Origin of the sequence: Pedobacter terrae (assembly GCF_900100705.1) — a bacterium.
Classification (GTDB): Bacteria; Bacteroidota; Bacteroidia; order Sphingobacteriales; family Sphingobacteriaceae; genus Pedobacter; species Pedobacter terrae.
Genome location: NZ_FNCH01000001.1, coordinates 535,313 through 553,795 on the forward strand (window position 1 = coordinate 535,313; position 18,483 = coordinate 553,795).

At 39.1% G+C, this 18,483-nt stretch carries 18 protein-coding genes, 1 tRNA gene and 1 pseudogene; 8 read left to right on the plus strand and 12 right to left on the minus strand.

The genetic code is table 11. The annotated features are described in order from the left end of the window. Positions 1-337: 337 nt before the first annotated feature. Positions 338-1,489, minus strand: coding sequence for an aldose epimerase family protein (locus tag BLR60_RS02305; RefSeq protein ID WP_090496431.1), 1,152 nt, complete (start codon positions 1,487-1,489; stop codon positions 338-340). Between the two features lie 201 nt (positions 1,490-1,690). Here BLR60_RS02305 and BLR60_RS02310 point away from each other — a divergent pair, with 201 nt between their 5' ends. From BLR60_RS02310 to BLR60_RS02335, 6 genes are all read left to right on the plus strand, one after another. After that, entirely contained in the window at positions 1,691-2,362 is a 672-nt protein-coding gene (locus BLR60_RS02310) for an HAD family hydrolase (protein ID WP_090496432.1), read from the plus strand. 2 nt (positions 2,363-2,364) lie between these two features. Continuing rightward, positions 2,365-3,063, plus strand: a complete 699-nt coding sequence (locus BLR60_RS02315; RefSeq protein WP_090496433.1) for an NUDIX hydrolase — start codon at positions 2,365-2,367, stop codon at positions 3,061-3,063. A gap of 208 nt (positions 3,064-3,271) precedes the next feature. Continuing rightward, positions 3,272-3,344: transfer RNA gene (locus BLR60_RS02320), tRNA-Lys, on the plus strand. A 248-nt stretch (positions 3,345-3,592) separates the two neighbouring features. Next, positions 3,593-4,810: a site-specific integrase gene (locus BLR60_RS02325; RefSeq protein WP_090496434.1), complete on the plus strand. Its 1,218-nt coding sequence runs from the start codon at positions 3,593-3,595 to the stop codon at positions 4,808-4,810. Between the two features lie 80 nt (positions 4,811-4,890). Next, positions 4,891-5,394 carry a DUF6922 domain-containing protein gene (locus BLR60_RS25025; protein WP_208600551.1) on the plus strand — a complete coding sequence of 168 codons (504 nt, stop codon included), beginning with the start codon at positions 4,891-4,893 and terminating at the stop codon, positions 5,392-5,394. Continuing rightward, the gene (locus BLR60_RS02335; protein ID WP_090496435.1) at positions 5,352-6,101 is read left to right on the plus strand and encodes a nucleotidyl transferase AbiEii/AbiGii toxin family protein; all 750 of its coding nucleotides are present in this window, start codon (positions 5,352-5,354) and stop codon (positions 6,099-6,101) included. The genes BLR60_RS25025 and BLR60_RS02335 overlap by 43 nt, the downstream gene beginning before the upstream one ends. Here the strand turns inward: BLR60_RS02335 and BLR60_RS25390 are convergent. From BLR60_RS25390 to BLR60_RS02365, 7 genes and pseudogenes are all read right to left on the minus strand, one after another. Next, a pseudogene (locus BLR60_RS25390) lies at positions 6,075-6,287 on the minus strand (relaxase/mobilization nuclease domain-containing protein); the annotation flags it as partial. The gene BLR60_RS02335 and the pseudogene BLR60_RS25390 sit on opposite strands and share 27 nt — an antisense overlap. Then, positions 6,277-6,654 carry a plasmid mobilization protein gene (locus BLR60_RS02340; RefSeq protein WP_090496436.1) on the minus strand — a complete coding sequence of 126 codons (378 nt, stop codon included), beginning with the start codon at positions 6,652-6,654 and terminating at the stop codon, positions 6,277-6,279. The pseudogene BLR60_RS25390 and the gene BLR60_RS02340, both read right to left, overlap by 11 nt. 274 nt (positions 6,655-6,928) lie before the next feature. Then, positions 6,929-7,234, minus strand: a complete 306-nt coding sequence (locus tag BLR60_RS02345; RefSeq protein ID WP_090496437.1) for a hypothetical protein — start codon at positions 7,232-7,234, stop codon at positions 6,929-6,931. Continuing rightward, positions 7,231-7,494, minus strand: coding sequence for a helix-turn-helix domain-containing protein (locus tag BLR60_RS02350; protein WP_090496438.1), 264 nt, complete (start codon positions 7,492-7,494; stop codon positions 7,231-7,233). Before BLR60_RS02350 ends, BLR60_RS02345 begins: the two co-directional genes overlap by 4 nt. A gap of 18 nt (positions 7,495-7,512) precedes the next feature. Then, the gene (locus tag BLR60_RS02355) at positions 7,513-7,785 is read right to left on the minus strand and encodes a helix-turn-helix transcriptional regulator (RefSeq protein ID WP_090496439.1); all 273 of its coding nucleotides are present in this window, start codon (positions 7,783-7,785) and stop codon (positions 7,513-7,515) included. A gap of 177 nt (positions 7,786-7,962) precedes the next feature. Then, complete coding sequence (locus tag BLR60_RS02360) at positions 7,963-8,712, minus strand: hypothetical protein (protein WP_090496440.1); 750 nt, start codon at positions 8,710-8,712, stop codon at positions 7,963-7,965. Between the two features lie 116 nt (positions 8,713-8,828). Beyond that, complete coding sequence (locus BLR60_RS02365) at positions 8,829-9,083, minus strand: hypothetical protein (protein ID WP_090496441.1); 255 nt, start codon at positions 9,081-9,083, stop codon at positions 8,829-8,831. A 72-nt stretch (positions 9,084-9,155) separates the two neighbouring features. On the opposite strand from BLR60_RS02365, the gene BLR60_RS02370 reads away from it, so the two are divergent. Beyond that, the gene (locus BLR60_RS02370) at positions 9,156-9,404 is read left to right on the plus strand and encodes a hypothetical protein (RefSeq protein WP_090496442.1); all 249 of its coding nucleotides are present in this window, start codon (positions 9,156-9,158) and stop codon (positions 9,402-9,404) included. A gap of 21 nt (positions 9,405-9,425) precedes the next feature. Here the strand turns inward: BLR60_RS02370 and BLR60_RS02375 are convergent, their stop codons facing one another. The 3 genes from BLR60_RS02375 to BLR60_RS02390 all read right to left on the minus strand — a co-directional run bounded on the left by BLR60_RS02375 (position 9,426) and on the right by BLR60_RS02390 (position 13,613). Then, entirely contained in the window at positions 9,426-10,559 is a 1,134-nt protein-coding gene (locus BLR60_RS02375; protein WP_090496443.1) for a hypothetical protein, read from the minus strand. Then, positions 10,546-12,498, minus strand: coding sequence for an AAA family ATPase (locus BLR60_RS02380; protein ID WP_090496444.1), 1,953 nt, complete (start codon positions 12,496-12,498; stop codon positions 10,546-10,548). The genes BLR60_RS02375 and BLR60_RS02380 overlap by 14 nt, the downstream gene beginning before the upstream one ends. A gap of 716 nt (positions 12,499-13,214) precedes the next feature. Continuing rightward, positions 13,215-13,613 (minus strand): hypothetical protein, encoded by a 399-nt coding sequence (locus BLR60_RS02390; RefSeq protein ID WP_143009007.1) that lies wholly within the window; start codon positions 13,611-13,613, stop codon positions 13,215-13,217. 183 nt (positions 13,614-13,796) lie between these two features. On the opposite strand from BLR60_RS02390, the gene BLR60_RS02395 reads away from it, so the two are divergent. Next, the gene (locus tag BLR60_RS02395) at positions 13,797-16,088 is read left to right on the plus strand and encodes a hypothetical protein (RefSeq protein ID WP_090496447.1); all 2,292 of its coding nucleotides are present in this window, start codon (positions 13,797-13,799) and stop codon (positions 16,086-16,088) included. A 433-nt stretch (positions 16,089-16,521) separates the two neighbouring features. Here the strand turns inward: BLR60_RS02395 and BLR60_RS02400 are convergent, their stop codons facing one another. After that, entirely contained in the window at positions 16,522-18,483 is a 1,962-nt protein-coding gene (locus BLR60_RS02400) for a leucine-rich repeat domain-containing protein (protein ID WP_090496448.1), read from the minus strand.

Below are 18,483 nucleotides of genomic sequence, written 5' to 3' on the forward strand. Positions count from 1 at the left end.
GGTGTGACACTAACCGATAGGTGAATAAATAAGTACCTCCCGAGGTCGTCATTTTGAGCGGAGTGCAACGCAGCCGAGAAATCTTTCTCTGTAGATTCTCTCATTTAATTGTTGTTGTATAACTAATAACTAATAACTAATAGCATTTTGTTAGTCAATTACCTTAATGCTTAGGTAGCTAAGCGTTAGTGATCATTGTCTCAAAACACCTCTGTTTATTTCATTGGCTACCGCGATGTGTTTCGGTCGGTATAATACTGATAGATAATAAAAAAAGACCTCACAGATTTTAAAATCCTGCGAGGTCTATCATACAATAAATCCTTAAACAATAACCTTATTTCGAGAACTTATAAGTTGTACTGGTTTTATAGGTTTCGCCCGGTTTAAGTACGGTTGAAGCAAAATTAGGATGGTTTGGTGCATCTGGGAAATGTTGTGTTTCTAAACAGAAAGCCGAACGGTGCGGGTAAGATTTACCACCTTTACCATCTTTATCAGCGCCTGTTAAGAAATTGCCACTATAAAATTGTAGGCCTGGCTCGGTAGTAATAACGGATAAAACAATACCTGTTTTTGGGCTTTTAACTACAGCAACAGGTGTTTTACCATCATGATGGGTTAAAGCAAAGTTATGGTCGTAACCTTTACCAAATTTCAACTGTTCATCCTTATCGCCAATCTGTTTGCCAATCAATTTTGCTTTATTAAAATCGAAAGCAGTACCTGCAACAGGTTGTAATTTTCCAGTCGGGATTAATGTTGAGTCGACCGGCGTATAAGTGTTGGCATCAATCATCAGTTCGTGATCCAAAATTGTACTGTCACCTTCGCCGTTTAAGTTAAAATAAGCGTGATTGGTTAGATTTACAATAGTTGTTTTATCTGTAGTGGCTTCATAATCAATTTGCAGTGAATTGTCGTCAGTTAAAGTATAAATCACCTTAACATCCAATTTGCCAGGATAACCTGCTTCACCGTCATTAGAAACATAGGTCAACTCCAGTTTTGTGCTATCCAGTTGTTTGGCATCCCATACTTTGCCAAAAAAGCCATCAGTACCACCATGTAAGGTATTAACCCCATCGTTAAGCTGCAGCTGGTATTCTTTTCCTTCTAAAGTAAATTTGCCTTTGCCAATACGGTTTCCGTAGCGGCCAATCAGGGCGCCAAAAAACGGTTCGCCTTTTTTACGGTAAGCACCTACACTATCATAGCCCAGCACTACATCCGTTAGTTTATTGCTTTTATCGGGCACCAGCAATGAAACTATCCTTCCACCGTAATTGGTAATCGATACCGAAGCTCCCTGTTTGTTTTTCAACGTATAAAGTTTAACTGCTTTACCATCAATGGTGGTGTTGTATTTTAATGAGTCTTGCTGTGTGCTGCTTGTTGCACCTTTATCGGCTTTAGGGTTACAGGCGTTAAAAGCAAGGGCTAAACATAAGGTAGCCAGTGGTAATGCCTTAAGAAATGGTTTTTTCATCAGTTATTATTTTTTTAAGTTGATGAAGCGATCGTGATTTTTACTTAGCAAAACTCCTGATGCTTTCATATAGATTTATTTTTGGTTCCAGCTAAAGTAGTAAAAAATAATTAACGTCAGGTTAACGATTATCATATTATTTCTGTTAATATTGATCCTCATTCCTTACATCAAAAAAAAATCACATAATTTAGCAAGCATATGCGCGATTTAAATTTCAGCCCTAAAGCTTTTCTCTTCGATTTAAACGGAACCATGATCGACGACATGGAGTATCATACCCTGGCCTGGTACGGTATCATGACCGAAGATTTAGGTGCAGACCTGGATTATGCAAGTGTGAAAAAAGAAATGTATGGTAAAAATCACGAAGTGCTGGAGCGCGTTTTTGGTAAAGATAAATTCAGTCCTGAAGAAATAGAACGTCTTTCAGTAGATAAGGAAAAGCGCTACCAGGCAGGTTATTTACCGCATTTGTCTTTAATTGCTGGGTTGGACAACTTTTTGGAGCGCTCTAAGGCTGCAAAGATTCCGATGGCCATTGGCTCGGCAGCTATTCCTTTTAATATTGATTTCGTGGTAGATGGTTTAAACATCCGCCATTACCTGGAAGCAATTGTAAGTGCAGACGATGTGCAACTGAGTAAACCCGATCCGGAAACCTTTTTAAACGCTGCAGCTGCACTTGGTGTTGCACCGGCCGATTGCCTGGTTTTTGAAGATGCCCCTAAGGGTGTAGAATCAGCTTTGAACGCAGGCATGCAATGCCTTGTATTAACCACTACGCACACTCTTAAAGAATTTGACGGTTATCCAAATATTTTGGGCTATATTAACGATTACAACGATACTAAATTAAATCTGCTTTTTTAAACATGGGAAAATATTTAAATCAAAAACCTGTACTGGTCGCTGTTGACTGCATTATTTTTGGTTACGACGGTGAGCAATTGAAACTTTTGGTTATTAAACGGGCCATCGAGCCAATAAAAGATCAGTGGAGTTTGATGGGCGGTTTTATCGGCGAAAATGAAAATCTGGATGGCGCCGCGAAACGGATCCTCCTGGAGCTTACCGGCCTGCATGACGTATATTTAGAGCAGCTGCACGCTTACGGTAGTCCCGACCGCGATCCGATTGAACGTACGGTATCGGTAGTATATTTTGCCCTGATTGATATTAATAAATACAGCAAGCAGATTAATGATCAATATCATGCCGAATGGTTTAAGGTTAAAGAGGTACCAGAACTGATTTTTGATCATAACGATATGGTTAAAGCAGCGATGGATAAAATCCGCTACCAGGCTGCCCTCCACCCTGTTTTGTTTGAGTTATTACCAAAACGTTTTACCATACCACAATTGCAGGCTTTATATGAACAGGTTTACGATGCCCCAATTGATAACCGCAACTTTATCCGTAAAATAACGGCCAGTGGTTTGCTTATCAAACAAAATGAAAAAGATAAATCGAGTTCCAGACGTGGTGCTTTCTACTTTAAGCTCGATAAAAATAAACATAAAGCGCAGTTTCAGTCGTTTTTGAACTTTATACCCAAAGGAGCTAAATAAGAAATTTCAGTTTTATTAACCGTCATTTTGCTATTTGATAATTTTTATTTAAAAAGGAAAAAAATATTTTCTGACTTAGCATTTTTAAAATCAAGGGATTACAAATATATCACCTAATTTTAACGCTAAAGACCAAAAACATTTTATAAAAACATTTGCAAAGAAAGGATTTATCTCTATATTTGCACCTCCTTAAACAAAAGGAAATGATTCCGTAGCTCAGCTGGTAGAGCATTACACTTTTAATGTAGTGGTCCTGGGTTCGAATCCCAGCGGGATCACACCAAAGACTATCAAAACGTATAAAACCCTGCAATCGCACGATTAGCAGGGTTTTTGCTTTTAGGGAATTGCCAAAAATCGCATGAATTCACAAAACTTTGGTGAGTGATTCGGTGAGTAAGGCAAAACGGTTAAATTGACTCACCGAATGGTATATAACCATCTATTGAACAGGTTGTTATAAACTGAACATCTTGTGTAGATTTAGTTGCAAAGCTATATTTGTTTCACCTTTAATCGTTAGATTATGAAGACCAATTTTAGCCTGCTTTTCTATCTGAAAAAGCAAAAGAACTATGTGAGTGGAAATGTGCCTATCTACATGAGGATTACCGTAGAGGGAAATCGTGCAGAGATGGCCACCAATCGGGACTGCGATCCCAAAAGATGGAATGCCAAGGGCGGCCGAGCCATCGGCTCAAAAGAAGAGATCAAGGTGTTGAACACCCATCTTGACCAATTGCAGAATGCAGTCTATTATGCCCATCAACGTGTTTTCGATATGGGTTTGCCGATTACCGCCGATACCATCAAATCAAGTTATCTAGGTACGCTTATTAATTCACATACCCTATTGGAAGCGGTTGCCGATCATAATTTAAAGATGGAACAGCTTGTAGGTAAAGATTATGTGCGTGGCACATTGAACCGTTATAAAGTTTTGGAAAGACACCTTAAGGTTTTTATCCCTTTGAAATATGGTGTAGCCGATATGGACATTAGAACTATCGACCAAGCATTTCTCAACGGATTTGATCATTACCTAAGGTCTGATAAGAACTGCGCGAATAATTATGTGGTAAAAAACATCAAAAACCTCGGGAAAATCCTTCGCATCTGTATGGAGAATGAATGGATAGATAAATCACCATTTACAGCTTATAAAGGCAAAACGAAGAATGTTGACCGCTTTTATCTGAACAAAGAGGAATTGGCTCATATCGCGGGAAAAGAGTTTTTATCTGAGAGATTGAAGCAGGTAAGAGATGTTTTTATCTTCTGCTGTTTTACTGGTTTGGCTTATGTCGATGTCTTCAAACTGAAACAGGAGAATATCAGAAAGGGAATTGATGGCGACCGATGGATCTTTACCAATAGGCAGAAAACCAAAACAAGATCGTCGGTTCCGCTACTGTCAACAGCCGTTGAGATTGTCGACAGGTACGCAACCAACAAAGTTTGCCTTAATAAAGGCTTGCTTCTTCCTGTTCCCAGCAACCAAAAGATGAACGAATACCTTAAAGAAATTGCTGACCTGTGCGGAATTGAGAAAAAACTTACCTCACACATTGCCCGCCATACTTTTGCGACCACGGTTACCCTGTTGAACGGTGTACCAATAGAGAGCGTTTCAAAAATGCTTGGACACACCAATATCAGGACTACACAGCATTATGCTAAGATTTTGGATATCAAGGTAAGCGAAGACATGGCAGTGCTAAAGAAAAAGTTAGCTATGATATAAATCAATAAATTTAATAATCACAGCCAACTGACAAATATTTAAAAATATTAGGCATTAATTCCTGTTTTGATTAGATTTGTATGATGTTAAAGGAATTGAACAAAAGAGTAATCGTTGTGCACTGGAAAAGATTTGCCAGTACAGATATCGATGTGTTTTCAAGCCTCAAGGGATTTTGCGACAGCTACCCAACCTATAACTATCATACATTGAACAACTATCTTTCGAAAAAAAAGGTTCCATTCGAAAACGATGAAATCAAAATTGAAAGACATCCACTGATACAAAAGGTCAGAAGACCAGACCTTCCAAAGGTACTGTTCTGGGACTTTGATTTCGAGAAACTGGACTGGAGCAGGAGTTACAAAACGGTTATCGAACGGGTGCTTGATAAAGGCAATACAATGGATTGGGAGGAGATGATCAGGTTTTATGGTAGAGAAAACGTAATCCGAGCCCTCAAAGAAGACATCACCTATCTTTCTGATATGACCATGGAGGCCGTTTGTAAATATTTTCAGTTGGAAAAAGAAAAACTCAGATGTTACACAAAGAAACAGTTACACCAGGGACACTGGATCTAATCCAGACACTGATGCAAGACCATCAGCTCAATTCCTTTTACCTTGTAGGTGGTACCGCACTATCTTTAAGGATCGGACACAGGGAATCCATAGATATCGACCTTTTCAGCTCTTCGGATTTTGATGGTGATGGACTCGCCGTACACTTAAGGAACAGCTATGGCGCAGATGTAAAACGCCACAAGGGCAACTATGTAAGTGGTAGTATTGGCGAAGTTGATTTTGATTTTATCTCGCACAAGTATCCATCTATCAGACCAATAGAAACCATTGAAGGCATAAGGATGATGTCCAATCAGGACATATCGGCCATGAAGATCAATGCAATTGTAAATAGCGGGCAAAGGATCAAGGATTTTATCGATATGCATTACCTGTTAATGGAAATGCCTTTGAATGAAATATTGGATTACTACTGCCAGAAATACCCAAATGTCGACCCTAACACTGCTAAGTCGTCTCTAATGTACCATAACGATATCGACTTTAATGTTCCAGTAAAACTGATAGACGGAAAGCTAAAATGGCAGGATGTGCAGAAAAGTATTTTAAAGGCAGTACGTGAATACACAAGTCTACTAGAAAGCAGGGAATTGTACCGTAAGCTTCAGGAAACAAAAAACACCCATCTTCTGCATATACTCTTTGGCATGTTCCAACATGACCTTATCGGTCAGTTTGGGCAGGTCTTCCCTACTCCAACTTAAAACCAGATGCCTAACCGCCTTGCCCATTTCCGGCCTCATTTTTCTTTGCAGGTTAAAATCATTGGTTAGCGTGGTGGCGTTCTGCATCCTTACACCCTCGGCAAAAAGAATTTTTGCTTCGGGCTTATCCACGATGTAGCGGATACAGCCCCCGAAGCTTCTTCCTGTAATTGGTTTACCGATCATGGCTGTTGAGTTTGGTTAATAATTCTTCGATCTGCCTGATCAGCGCCTGGCATTTTAAAGCCAGCGTAGGCAAGCCTTCCACATGGGCAAGGTGGGTCAACTGGTTGAGGTTATTCGCCATTCCTGCTAACATCCTGAACCATCCGCTTTCCTCGGGGGTAAAGCGGGGGAAAACCCTGGCACTCTTTGCCGCTCTGCGGAACCATTCACTTGGTTTCAGCCCTGCATTTTTCGCCCGTTGCCCTATCAGTTGTTTTTCTGTAGGGGTTAACCGGATCATGAGCAGATCACTACGGCTGATCTTTTTTTTAGGTCTGCCAGGTACCCTTTTTTTCTTTAGTTCACTATTGGCTGTCGCTGTTTTCATCCGCTATTTTCCTTTCAAAATCTGTGGTAGATCCTTTCTTAATTCCTTTTTTTAACCGACCAACGGGAGCGAGTCCGGGGCATCCCTTTAGGGTGAATCCGGGTTTTTGTATAGGAAAAACATTAACTCGCTCCCTACAAAGCGCATAAGTTTGACGTGCTAAAAGCTTCGGCAAATCTTAGCGGTTTCCATGCCCTGATGGCTCCTGTAAGGGGCGTCAGGACTCAAACTTCGCCGGGATTTCCCGGCTCCTTTTTTTGATCTGCTGCCCTAATCAACCGGGTGGCCAGTAAACCAGGCTGCCCCTGATCGGGTGGTAAGATGGCTGGTAGCGTATGTAACCAAATGCATCTAGTTCTTTGATGCATTTGTGGTATGTGGCAATTGATGCAATCCGGCTATAGGCCATCAGCTTTTTGCGGGTAACGGCAAAGGGACTGGCAAATCCGCCATGATGCCAGCAGACAAAAAGTGCGGCAAACAGGCTGACATGGGTGGCCAACATCCGGCTGTCTGCCGCCATGCGCCTGATCAGTTTGCTGTAGTCCGCCGTCTTGTTATGGATGCCTGTTTCTGTCATTGGTTACCTCCCTCTAGTAACCTGGTAATGTCTTCCAGTTTGTAATACATCATGCCTCCAATCTTTGTAAATCGTAGCGTACCGTTAATGCGCAGGTTTTGCAGGGTTCCCGGTGAGATGTTCAGCAGCTTGCGCACTTCGGCGCTTTTTAGCCATTGTTTACTTTGCCTGTCTTCCGGTTTAATGAGCTGCCTGATCTCGGCCAGCATTTCAGTCTTTAACTGTTTTAAATCTTCCTTAGTGATGATCTCCACGTGCATAATAATTCCCTCCTTAAATTAATCTGTAATGTCTTGTTGCATGATTTTAAGCACTTCGCTTTTTTTGAAATACACACGCCTGTGCAGGCGTAAAAAGGGCAGCCCCTTTTTCATCCATTCGGAAAGAGTAACCAGAGAAACGCCTAATTCGCCTGCTAGTTCCTGTTTGGACAATAGGCGTTCTTCCTGTTCCTGCCTGGAACTGCCGCCCGTTTTAAAATGCTCTTGTAATTCTGCCCGCAATGCATCCCGGATGCACTGGCTAAGGGCTTGTTCATTGATAATCTCCATAGCCTTTGTTTTGGGACAAAAGAATGCTATGGAAATGGCTTACCTGTACCATAAAGATTTTTATGGTAACTTGAGGATGTTTAAATTAAGTTGGTATTCAATCGCAATAAACTTAATATCAAATTGATACGATTTTAAAGTATAAAAGATTTACGATCATCTATGAATGCTTTTTTCCTATCTTTTTTTAGGTTTTATCTCAAAAATCTTCTGATCCATTGGAACAAGGCGGGTTCTCCCGCTAGAATTTTCCCTGTCTTTTGAAAAATAACTGCGTACCCGTTCCATGTCCAGCTCCTCTTTATCTACCCGAAAATACTTACATATCATCTTGACCCATACAATCGGAAATTTTGTAAGCATCAGCTTCTCTTCCTTGATTTTGAGATCAATCAATTGGTTAAAAATGTCATAAAGGGTCAACAGATGACCTTTAGGAATATCAATATATTGTTTGGTTTCCAGCTTTTTTGCAGTACTTAGATCATTTTTTAATTTGGCAATTTCCGATTGTTGCTTCCTGATTACTTCGTGCTGATCGGCGATAATTTCAGGGAGGGTCTTTTGGGTATGCCACTGGTCAATGGAGCGAAGATACTTTTGGAAAGTTGTAAGCTTATCTAGTATCTCCATATCCAGCGCATGGCTTGAATTAAAGGGGTTTTTACGCTCAATAAAATTAATACGCCTTAGCACAATCTGCCAGACAAAAGTGAAAAATTCCTCTTCACCATCTGACTTTTTTCCTAGAAAATAAACAAGGTGATATTGATAAAATGCCCGATATTCCAGTTCGGGTAATGTAAATAGTTTTTTGATGAAAAGATTATCCTCGAATCCATTTTTCAACCCCGTGAAAACACCTATATCATATGGATGGGGATTGAGGTTAAAGGCTTCGTGCGGTTTGAAATATTTATTGGGCATGGTTTCCGGCTTAGTTTTTTTAATGAATTATAATCATTTTCTACTTAAACTTGGCATTTATTAAACATTGTCAATAAGATAGTATACTTTATTTGGCAATTGATCATTGATAATAACTAATAAGTACTGAAACCATTTATCCTCATGTGCAATCTCCTTAATAGTTTATCCCAGTTTTGCTGTATGAAAAGACCTGGTTTATTGGCCGTCATAATTCGGTTTTTAATAATAACAAGAAAGCCAAGATATGACATCAATAATCCTTCATTAAAGGCATCTGCTTTATAGCAAAGCACTGCGTTTCTTAATAAATGTTTGGCATTATCCGGAAAAAGCCCAACTTCAATCCATCCTTCAATTTTAAGCTTCATATTGTTTTATATTAGCTAAAATAAAAGAAGTTTCCATGATTAAGAATTCTTAATTATTTATAAATTGGCGATATGAACGTATTTCAAAAAGAATGGATCGAATTACTGATCAAACAAGATTTCCCAGAATGGAATATTGGTGAAGATGGAAATGATATTTTGGTGAAAATTCCGGACAGCCAGGATCTACAACTTGTAATAGACAATTTCCCAGAAACAATTTTGGCTATACAAAGTGAAATCACAAACCCACCACGAAGACTTAAGTTTTTAATTGGCAATTCTAAGACTAGTGGTTCATTCGAAATTAACCCTAAATAATAATTAAATAGCCTTTAGAGGCTATTTAAAAAATTCAGGAATAACTTGCCCTAATACGTCTTTTGTGAGTTTTGCCATGGGTCTTTTATTATAATCATGTTCATGGTAATAATTCCCAAAATAGAACTGGTAAAATTCAGACTTATTAGTGCTTAAGGTGCCAAATAGTTTTTTCAATGAATTTGCCTGACCTCTGCTGTAGACATCGGCTTTGTGTACCAATTCACCAACAATATCGGTGTGTGCATTGTAGACATCCTCAATCTTGAAGAGATTGTTATTACCCTCAGTTGAAGCACTTCCAAAAATTTTTCTCCTTTTGGGATTAAAATTTGACATCGCGTCCTGTAAAACCACTTTGTAATTCCTAGAATCACTAATATTCGGATATAAATCTGAGATCACAATTCTAAAAAGCGCATCAGAACCAAATCCATCTAAGTAAGGATGTAAGTGAGTATCATGCATTATTGTAGTTGCATTCTTTAAAGTACAGTTACAATAATAACAAGACGGGATCAGGTTATAAAAGTTCAGCGGAAGAAACGGGTGTTTAGACTGTGAGAAAAAATGATCATAAGTTGGACGGATAATCTGTTGCCCACCTTCCTTCATCACCGTATTAATGTAAACCCTGTTACAATATGGGCAAGCATTTAAGCCAAGCTTGGTCGAAATGTCATAAGAAAAAGCACCAAACAAATCGTAATCAAGAATGATATTAAGGAATTTGAAAATAGTTAAATCATCATCTTGCTTATTAATGTTAAAGTATGCCTGCAAAGCTAAATCCTTATCATAGGCTTCCAGCGGTTCCACCAAAATAAGTTCTTTAAGGTTACCCTCATCCTTTAAAAAGGCTAAAATATCATAGAGTTTCTGAGGATTGGCAGTAATCCAAGGTTCAACATTTGCAGGTATTGCTAAGTTATGATCGGATGCTCTCTTTATTTTTAGCGTTAAAAAGAAAGATAAGATTGAATTTTTAGTATTACCATTTACGGGTGAATCTATTACCTCCTGAAAATTAATTTTTTGAGTAAAATAATCAAGCGCAATCTCTACGAATTCAATACGAGTGTTAATCTTAGGTATTATAGCCTTATAATACGTATTAGCGATATCTTTTAACGCCAGATGTTCAATTTTGATCATTTTTCTTCTGGTTTCTAATGCTCTTTAACATATCGAGTTCGGTAGAACGCGATTCAATAATTTCATCTATAAGATTAAAATCAGCTTTAGAAGCTACCAGTTCAAGTATCTTGGTCTTTAAAAACTGCTCACCAATTAGGTTAACTTTGTTTTTATAAACTTTATGATATTTTTCTCTCGTAATTTTTCTTGTCTTTTTAATCTCCTTAATCAATCCCTGGATATACTCCCTTGCATGTTCACCCATCAACCCATCCTGTAAGAAAAATGAATTGGTAAACAATTCGTGAATGTTTGCTCCAAGTGTTTCTGTTTGAATTTCATCGCTTGGCAGGCCACAATTGCCAGAGTCATCTTTTCGAAGAAAAACTAAATTCTGTTTAGGAAGATCAGAAACTATAAAAGGTGAATGTGTTGTTAATATAATTTGAACCTGATTCTTTGCAAACATAATTTTTACACAATCTAACAGCCAGGTCAAAAAGAATTTTTGCCATTGGGGGTGAAAATACAATTCCCCTTCATCAATCAGTAGCATCAAAGGTTTATCTTTTACTGCCCTCTTTATTTCATGCAAGCGGGAAAAGAAATTTAGTTGAGCCTCTTCGCCAGCACTCAGGCCATCGTAGCCCCAACTGTAATTTAAGAAAATGATATCTTCCGTATGTTTTAATTGAAATACATTGAATATAAGACCTAAAAGATTATAATCTATTTTAAATACAAAACTTTGCAAATCTTTTAAATAGAGATTATCATCAATCATGGTAGCCTTATCAAGGGCATTCTGTAATTTTTTACCTAAAATCTGATGAACAATCTCCACCTGCTCGTCATCCTGCTTTATCTGTAGTCCATCCATGAATTTTCGAATCTCAGGAAAAACCTCCTCTGCATTCTCAACCAAGTCTTTAAGTGCATCCTTAACCGCATCTCGGCCTTTAAAATTCTCATCTTTTAGGATATTATGACGGATCGAATGATAGAATGCACATAAATAAAGTATGTCTACAAAGGCTCTTTTTTTATCCAAATCAACATACAACTGATTGGTCGCTTTTTTGTGAAACGCGGCCAGTCCAGCATTATTAAAATATAAGCTATGCTGCCCGTCGTTGTCAATAAGATAATCGTAATCATCAAAGTTAAAGCTAATGGTCATTTTTTCTGGAAGATTTAGCTTATGAATCAATACAGCATTAGCTGGTGCGGCTAAAAAGCGAACATTACTTTGTAGCTCCTCATTATAGAAATCAGTTAAATGGGAATGATAAAGTAATATCTTTTTGTCAATTTTAGCTGGTTTTTGAATTGCTTTGTTTTCAAGCTTGGTAACCTGTTTATTTAAATACTTATCAAGTAAGAACGTGGTAGAATAATTCTGAATCCCATGATAAATGCTTTCAGGATGCCTCTCAAAACTATTGGTAACATAACCACAAGCCATGTTTTTAAACTCGAAATTAAGTCCGTTAACACGGCCATGATCATCAGCCATACGGTTAATATTATAGGGCCTGGGGTTTTCAAATTTATATTTACCGGAGGCCTGATTTGTCGTTTTTAAAGTTACTGGTAGCGCCATCATTTCCTCTACACCTCCTTTTTGATAAAAATAGGTAGAAACGACTTTTGATTCTGGATCTAAAAAGGAAAAGATTAATGGACACGTTAAGCGTGGCAGACGACCATACAACATTTTTATACAATGCATTAACGTCGATTTTCCAGATCCATTTTTTCCAACTATTCCAGTTACACTAATGGATGCTCCTTCAAAAATATCCTGGTAATCTTCATTTAATGTAATATCGATATCGAACCAATATCCATTGTCATTAGGCTTCGGGGTAATAGTAAAGTTAAGATCAGAACTGAAACTGAATCCTTGCTGTTTAATCTTTCTATAGTCAAGAATCCAAAGGTATAAGAGCCGCATAATTAAATATTTTTGTTATTCTCAAATGTAGACATCTAAACCAAAATTTACTAATTGCTATCTTAAATTATGTTGCCATTACCAGTCGGAGCATTTGCTATAGCTATCGAATCAAAATCTTTGTTTATGTATGATATAAACTCTTTATTACGAAATATGTAAAAACGAACTCTCAAAATACTTTAGAAAGGATGGTAGCTACTGCCGGGAGTCGAATAAAAAAACAAGCTTACCCATTTAGATACAAACTGTTATATTTAGATTATAGCATTTGCAAACAAAAGTTTTTTGAAAAAAAAGGGGCATTATTTGGGGAGTTCGAATTTCAAAGCCAATTAAAGATATTGCAAACGTTGATTTTTACACGAAGTGGAAATCCAGCGGAACAAAAAAAACAAAACACTGTAAGTCAATAACTTACAAGTACTTATTTTATACAGTCAATTTCAATGACAGTTTTAATAAATATATCTCATCAATACTCTATTATCTTAAGATAATATTTTCGCATTTTATTATTCAAATTGTATACGTTAGGAGCTAAACTAGGCTACCAAAACAAATTATGTGATTATATCCTGCATTAAAAATCCCTTTATCAATCTGAATATCTCCTATATGCATTTCGATTCAAAGCTTTGTAAGATTATTAGCTAAATTTGAGGCTAACAATAATAAAATCACTAACCCACATATTAATCAAATATACTTTACTACTATTTAAATTCTATCAGATCACCTGTATTAGAAAAGCGATAATCGAAACGGCCAAGACGCAATACTACGTCACCTGTTCCATTGCCGCTGATGACCTGATAACGTCCATAATTAATTTCCTGAAATGCCAACCTAGTTATCGGATACCCATAATGACAAACTCGGATCATATGGAGGTTAACCAAACCGCTATCATAGGTATGCAAGGGAATGAATTCATTGCCAAAAGCGTTAGGAATTGCTGACCAGGCCTTGGATTGGATATTGATTTCCTTTTGCGCACCAAAATCGTCGCCCGACCGGTACTTATAAGCAGCACGGGCCAGAATATCATAAACCGTTTTATTGACCTGTTTTAATTCTTTAAGCGTAGGCAGAGGCGTCACCTCCCTATTCAACGGCCTGTTCGAAAGGACGCTGCATGAGACCACTTAACCAGCAATAAAAATACACGGTAAAAGACCCATAGCTGATATGGTGCTTTTTGTTTCTTCTTGCTGAAGTTTTTAAGAAAACATTTGGACAGAGTTTATTTTTATATCAAATTTGTTAAAAATTTAACTCTCCAAAACATTAACGTTATGACGCTCACAATCTCTGGTCACTTACAATTGTTAAGTACCGAAAATACGGGTACAATTGCTGCATTAAATGGGCAGCAAAAAGTACTCGCCACCACCTCTACTACTGCCGACGGCCGCTTTACGCTGAATGCGGTGATTACTGATCCCGGATGCAGATTATATGGTTTTCCAGGACAATCGTTAACCGATGACGCCATCGCTTCAACGCTACAAACAACAGGCGCGGTGCATTATGAAGCCCTGATTCCTGAGACCAGATCTCCCTGGATTACTTTATACCTGAATGCGGGCTCATCCATGGTAGCTGCGGCCCACAGAGCCAATGTGGAGGAAAACGAAGTACAAAAAAAGGTAAAATCTTTACTTTTCGGGGAAGCTGTTGGTTTATTTATGCCCGGATATACTGCCGATTTCATTGCACACATTGCTCATCCTGAAGTTTTCGATGCCAGTCTGTTCCTGTCAAAATCGTTGGAGGCAGGCGGACCAGACGCCCTGTCAGATCAATTGCTAAATCAAACTGATCCAGAAAAGAATGGAACACCACTGTTCGCAACACCAAAGGCAGCATCTGTGGGGACAGAAGCGCCGATATCAGCAACTGAAGCCCCTTCAGCTATTATAATTCCGCCTTCTGCCACCTGGGCATGTAATGTTCCACAGTGGATGGATACATTGGATGCTGAAGGTGGGGTATATACAGACACGATGACCACCCTATCCGAAGTGTCTGATGGTCTTGCCGCGAGCGTCGGAACTGAAGCTGCCGGACTTAGCCTGAAGGATCTGGCAACCAACATCGGTAAATCAGCCGCAGGAAGTCTGGTTTCTTTCGCAGCTTCCCAGCTTTTTGGCCTGTTGGAAGGATGGATTTTTGGACAACCTGTAAATCCGGTATTGGAAATACTGCAAAACATCTCAAAACAATTGCAAACGGTGATCAATAACCAGATACAAATGCTGAATGACCTTAATGCAATTATGAATGTATTGCACACCATCCAGCAAAATGCCATTTTAGAACACTTAACTCAGCCGCTAACCACGATTCAGACGAACGTACAAAACGCGTATAATTTTAGTATCAGCAGCAATTCCGGGGTCCCGTCTGCAACGCTGACAACCGCTGCCGGTAACATCACCGACCCCAATGTGGGGGTCATCTGGGCTTTGCAGGACATGCACAATCTGATTACCGGGGCCAGCGGTGAGATGCCACTTCCCCAAGCCGTATTTCAGTGTTATCCAAAGCTAGCCAGTGTTAACGGACTGAACCAAAATTTCCTTTCTAATGAGAACTTTTATTTAAAGATACAAGGCCTGTATCACTACTATGCAAGTGTCCAAACTCAGGGCGTTCAATTGGTCATGCAAGCGTACAATTATCTGGAGAACCAAAGTATTTCTAACAATAGTACCCCATATCCCGCAAGCCCCTATGCAATCAGTTATTACAACAACTGGCTCATCGGTGGATCAACAGCAAACGGTGCAACACCGAACCTGGTCATCCAGCGCGAGGGGTATCGTTCCTGCTTTCAAACCTATTATCAAAACTTTCAGGGATATATGGGTGCACTACCGGATGATATGGCAATTTGCCTGATTCCGCATTCCCGCGGACAAGTAGCCCCTATTTACTACAGCATTGAAGGGGGATTTTTGGTGCTTGGCTATGTGTCGTATTTATTGCGAATCTGGACAGGTGGGACAAACGTACTTGATAATCAGCAGTTTGGAACACTTGGAAACTGGGGGTTGCCAGCGGTTTTACAGAACGCTTTTCACTATCCATCTCCGCAAGATCTTAAAAATATGTTAGGACAAGGCCTGGGCAGTGGGTTTTACAACGGAAATTATTATTCTTACCTGCACGATCAGGGTTTTACAGACGATTCGGCAACATATGGCACTAATTATTTCCAGCAGGTTACCATATGGACGAATACCTATGGCAATTATTATTCGGGCAATTTCTGGCGATATAATTGGCCTTCATGGACACCCGCCTATAACCCGATCGATATTCATAACGTCAAGCTCCAAATGGAAGGTATGACACCTCCCCCACCACATTATTGCGGGATTCAAGGTACGCTGCCAATCGGCATACAATTACAAGGAAACACGACAGGTAATTTAAATACAGGTTTTTATTCTTCTAATCCATACCATCCGCATCAGGACGCGGCGGCCTGGGACGCACCAACCAACCAGATTTACGGTGGGTTGATCGTTGCTGAGGTCAGCACTTTTACAGGTGAACCTCATCCTAGCTTAAAAGCATAAGATCACTAATAAAGTGGTTCGAGTTTTGTGCCCAGCGGGTTCACATCTAGGGACAAGTCAGAAAACATCTGATTTGTCCTATTTTTTTGCCTTGTAAAGTCTTTTCAAACAGCAAAATAATACTCCATTGATTCTCAGGAGTAAAAACTTCTAAAAGTGATTATTCTAGTCAAGTAATGTCAATGACGATTGGTTAGAACGCACTTCTCGCTTCTTTCAGATTATAGAACTTATTATTGATAATCTGAAACGATTAACAGCCGTGCTAGGGCCGCAGATGGAGTTGGTTACATACGCGTGGTCAAATCGAATCCTTATTTTGCAGTTCTATCCATATTAGGCGTATGTATCAATTTGTTCCCGTAGGCACTAAAGGCTTGGAGGGTATAGTCATCAGGAACTTAATTTTTTTTAAAAAAAAAGGGATTGGATTTTAGGAAACGAAATAACCAAAACTAGTGTAAAAAATCTTTCCTTTTGCGATGCTGATCACATATTTAAGGTGATCTAGTGTTAAATTGGGGATACCACTAAGCCTCAATATAACCCCAAACTTCATATGAACTATATCATCGGGAATTAGACCCACATTGGTACTATTTAAGTTGATCTCGGTTATCGCCGTTAAAGGAATGATAGCTTTAGGAAATGTTTTGAGCTGGGTAACGGCCAAATTTAAAGTTTTTAAACCATCTAATTCGGCAAATGTTTCGGGTAAGGTTTCCAGCTTGCTATAGCTTAAATCGATCTCTTTCAAGTTTTTCAAGTTTCCAATGCTATTAGGAAGGGTTTTCAGGCTGGAAGATTGCGCGTTGAAATAGCTAAGTTGCAATAGATTGCCAAAACTCTCCGGTAGTGATTCAGCTTTTCCGCCGAGCATTAAATTGTTCAGTTTACTCAAATTTCCAAAGCTGTTAGGTAGCTTGGTAAAACTGCCATGAAGCGTTAAACGTTCGAGGTTAGGCAAATTGCCAAAGTTTTCGGGTAATGATTGAAGCCCGGTTCCGTTTATTGATAGCGTTTTTAAAACTGTTAGCCCGGCAAACGAATCAGGCAAGCTCCTTAGTTTATTGCTCGTGATTTCGAACGTCTCTAATTTTTTTAAGTTGCCAATGCGCGATGCTAGCACGACATCTCCACTAGCTGAATCATCAAAATTCAGTCTAAGGAAGGTTAATGCGGTGCATTCTGCCAATCGCTGAGGAAAGGCGGAACTTCTGCATACGAGCTCAACATGTTGCAGTGCTTTGAGTTCTCCAATATCTTCTGTTAATGCATTAATTATTGTTTTCAAGGTTTTTAGGCTGGACAAACTTCCTAACGTGCCATTAAAATTGACATAGCCGGCATGTAAAACAGAGAATGTTTCGAGCGCCTTTAAATTTGCGAAAGATTTCGGTAAGATAATTTCGTTATAAGGAGATGCGGTGTTTCTTGGCGAAAAGATCAATGTTTTGAGTTTGGCAAGGTTCCCAAAATTTTCTGGAAATACCGTACTTTGCCCCATGCCATCCATACTTAAGTCTTCTAAATCTCTGTAATACTCACCAAAAATCTTGGGGATTTCGGCTAAGCTTGATCCGCCCAGAGTGAGCTTCCTGAGCTTTGTAAATGAGGTTAAGGCCGGGTAAACATTTGGCTGCTCGAAGATCCAGGCGATTCCTGATGCCTGGAGATATAATTCCAATACATTGCCCTGGTTATCTTCAATAACCCTGCCGTCGCCGCGGGATAGCTGCAGTTCAAAAAGGCCCTCATCCTGTGTATAATTTCCAGTTTTAAAACCTGTCTGATACTTAAAGGTTTTACCTGCATAAATATAGGTGTAAGTAGCGGTATAGTGGGTGTTTGCAAAGGCATGTATTTCTATACTCGGTTTTTTGTTTGCAGGCTCGGCTAAACCATCAAAGGATCTGGATATCAGGTAACCGTAAGACCCTTCGAACGACCAGGTGCCTCTGTATTTTGGATTTACAGATAAGGTCCGTATTGTTTGAAATTTACTGGAAGTTTCATCCTTAATCTCGATTGCTGGTTCTGGTATCTTAACCTTGGTTTGAAGGACACTTTCGGTTCCATCTTTGGCCCAATGTTTCCATTCCAACACATATTGTTCCCCCGGAATTCCCTTGAATTTGCTAAATGGGCTATTTTTCTGTTCGATAACGACAAAATTGGCCACGACTAAGCCGCTTATTACCTTCCATTCGCCCCGTTCGCCGCTTTGTAAAACCCTCGCATTCAAACTCACACTGAAATCTTCTAGGGCAACTTCAGAGGGTCTTACTTCAGGAACATATTTATCTTGAAGTACCATTACTTGTTCTTCTTTACTGCAGGATTGAAGAATAACCAGGAAAATTACAAAGACAAGTTGTTGAAATTTTAATTTCAT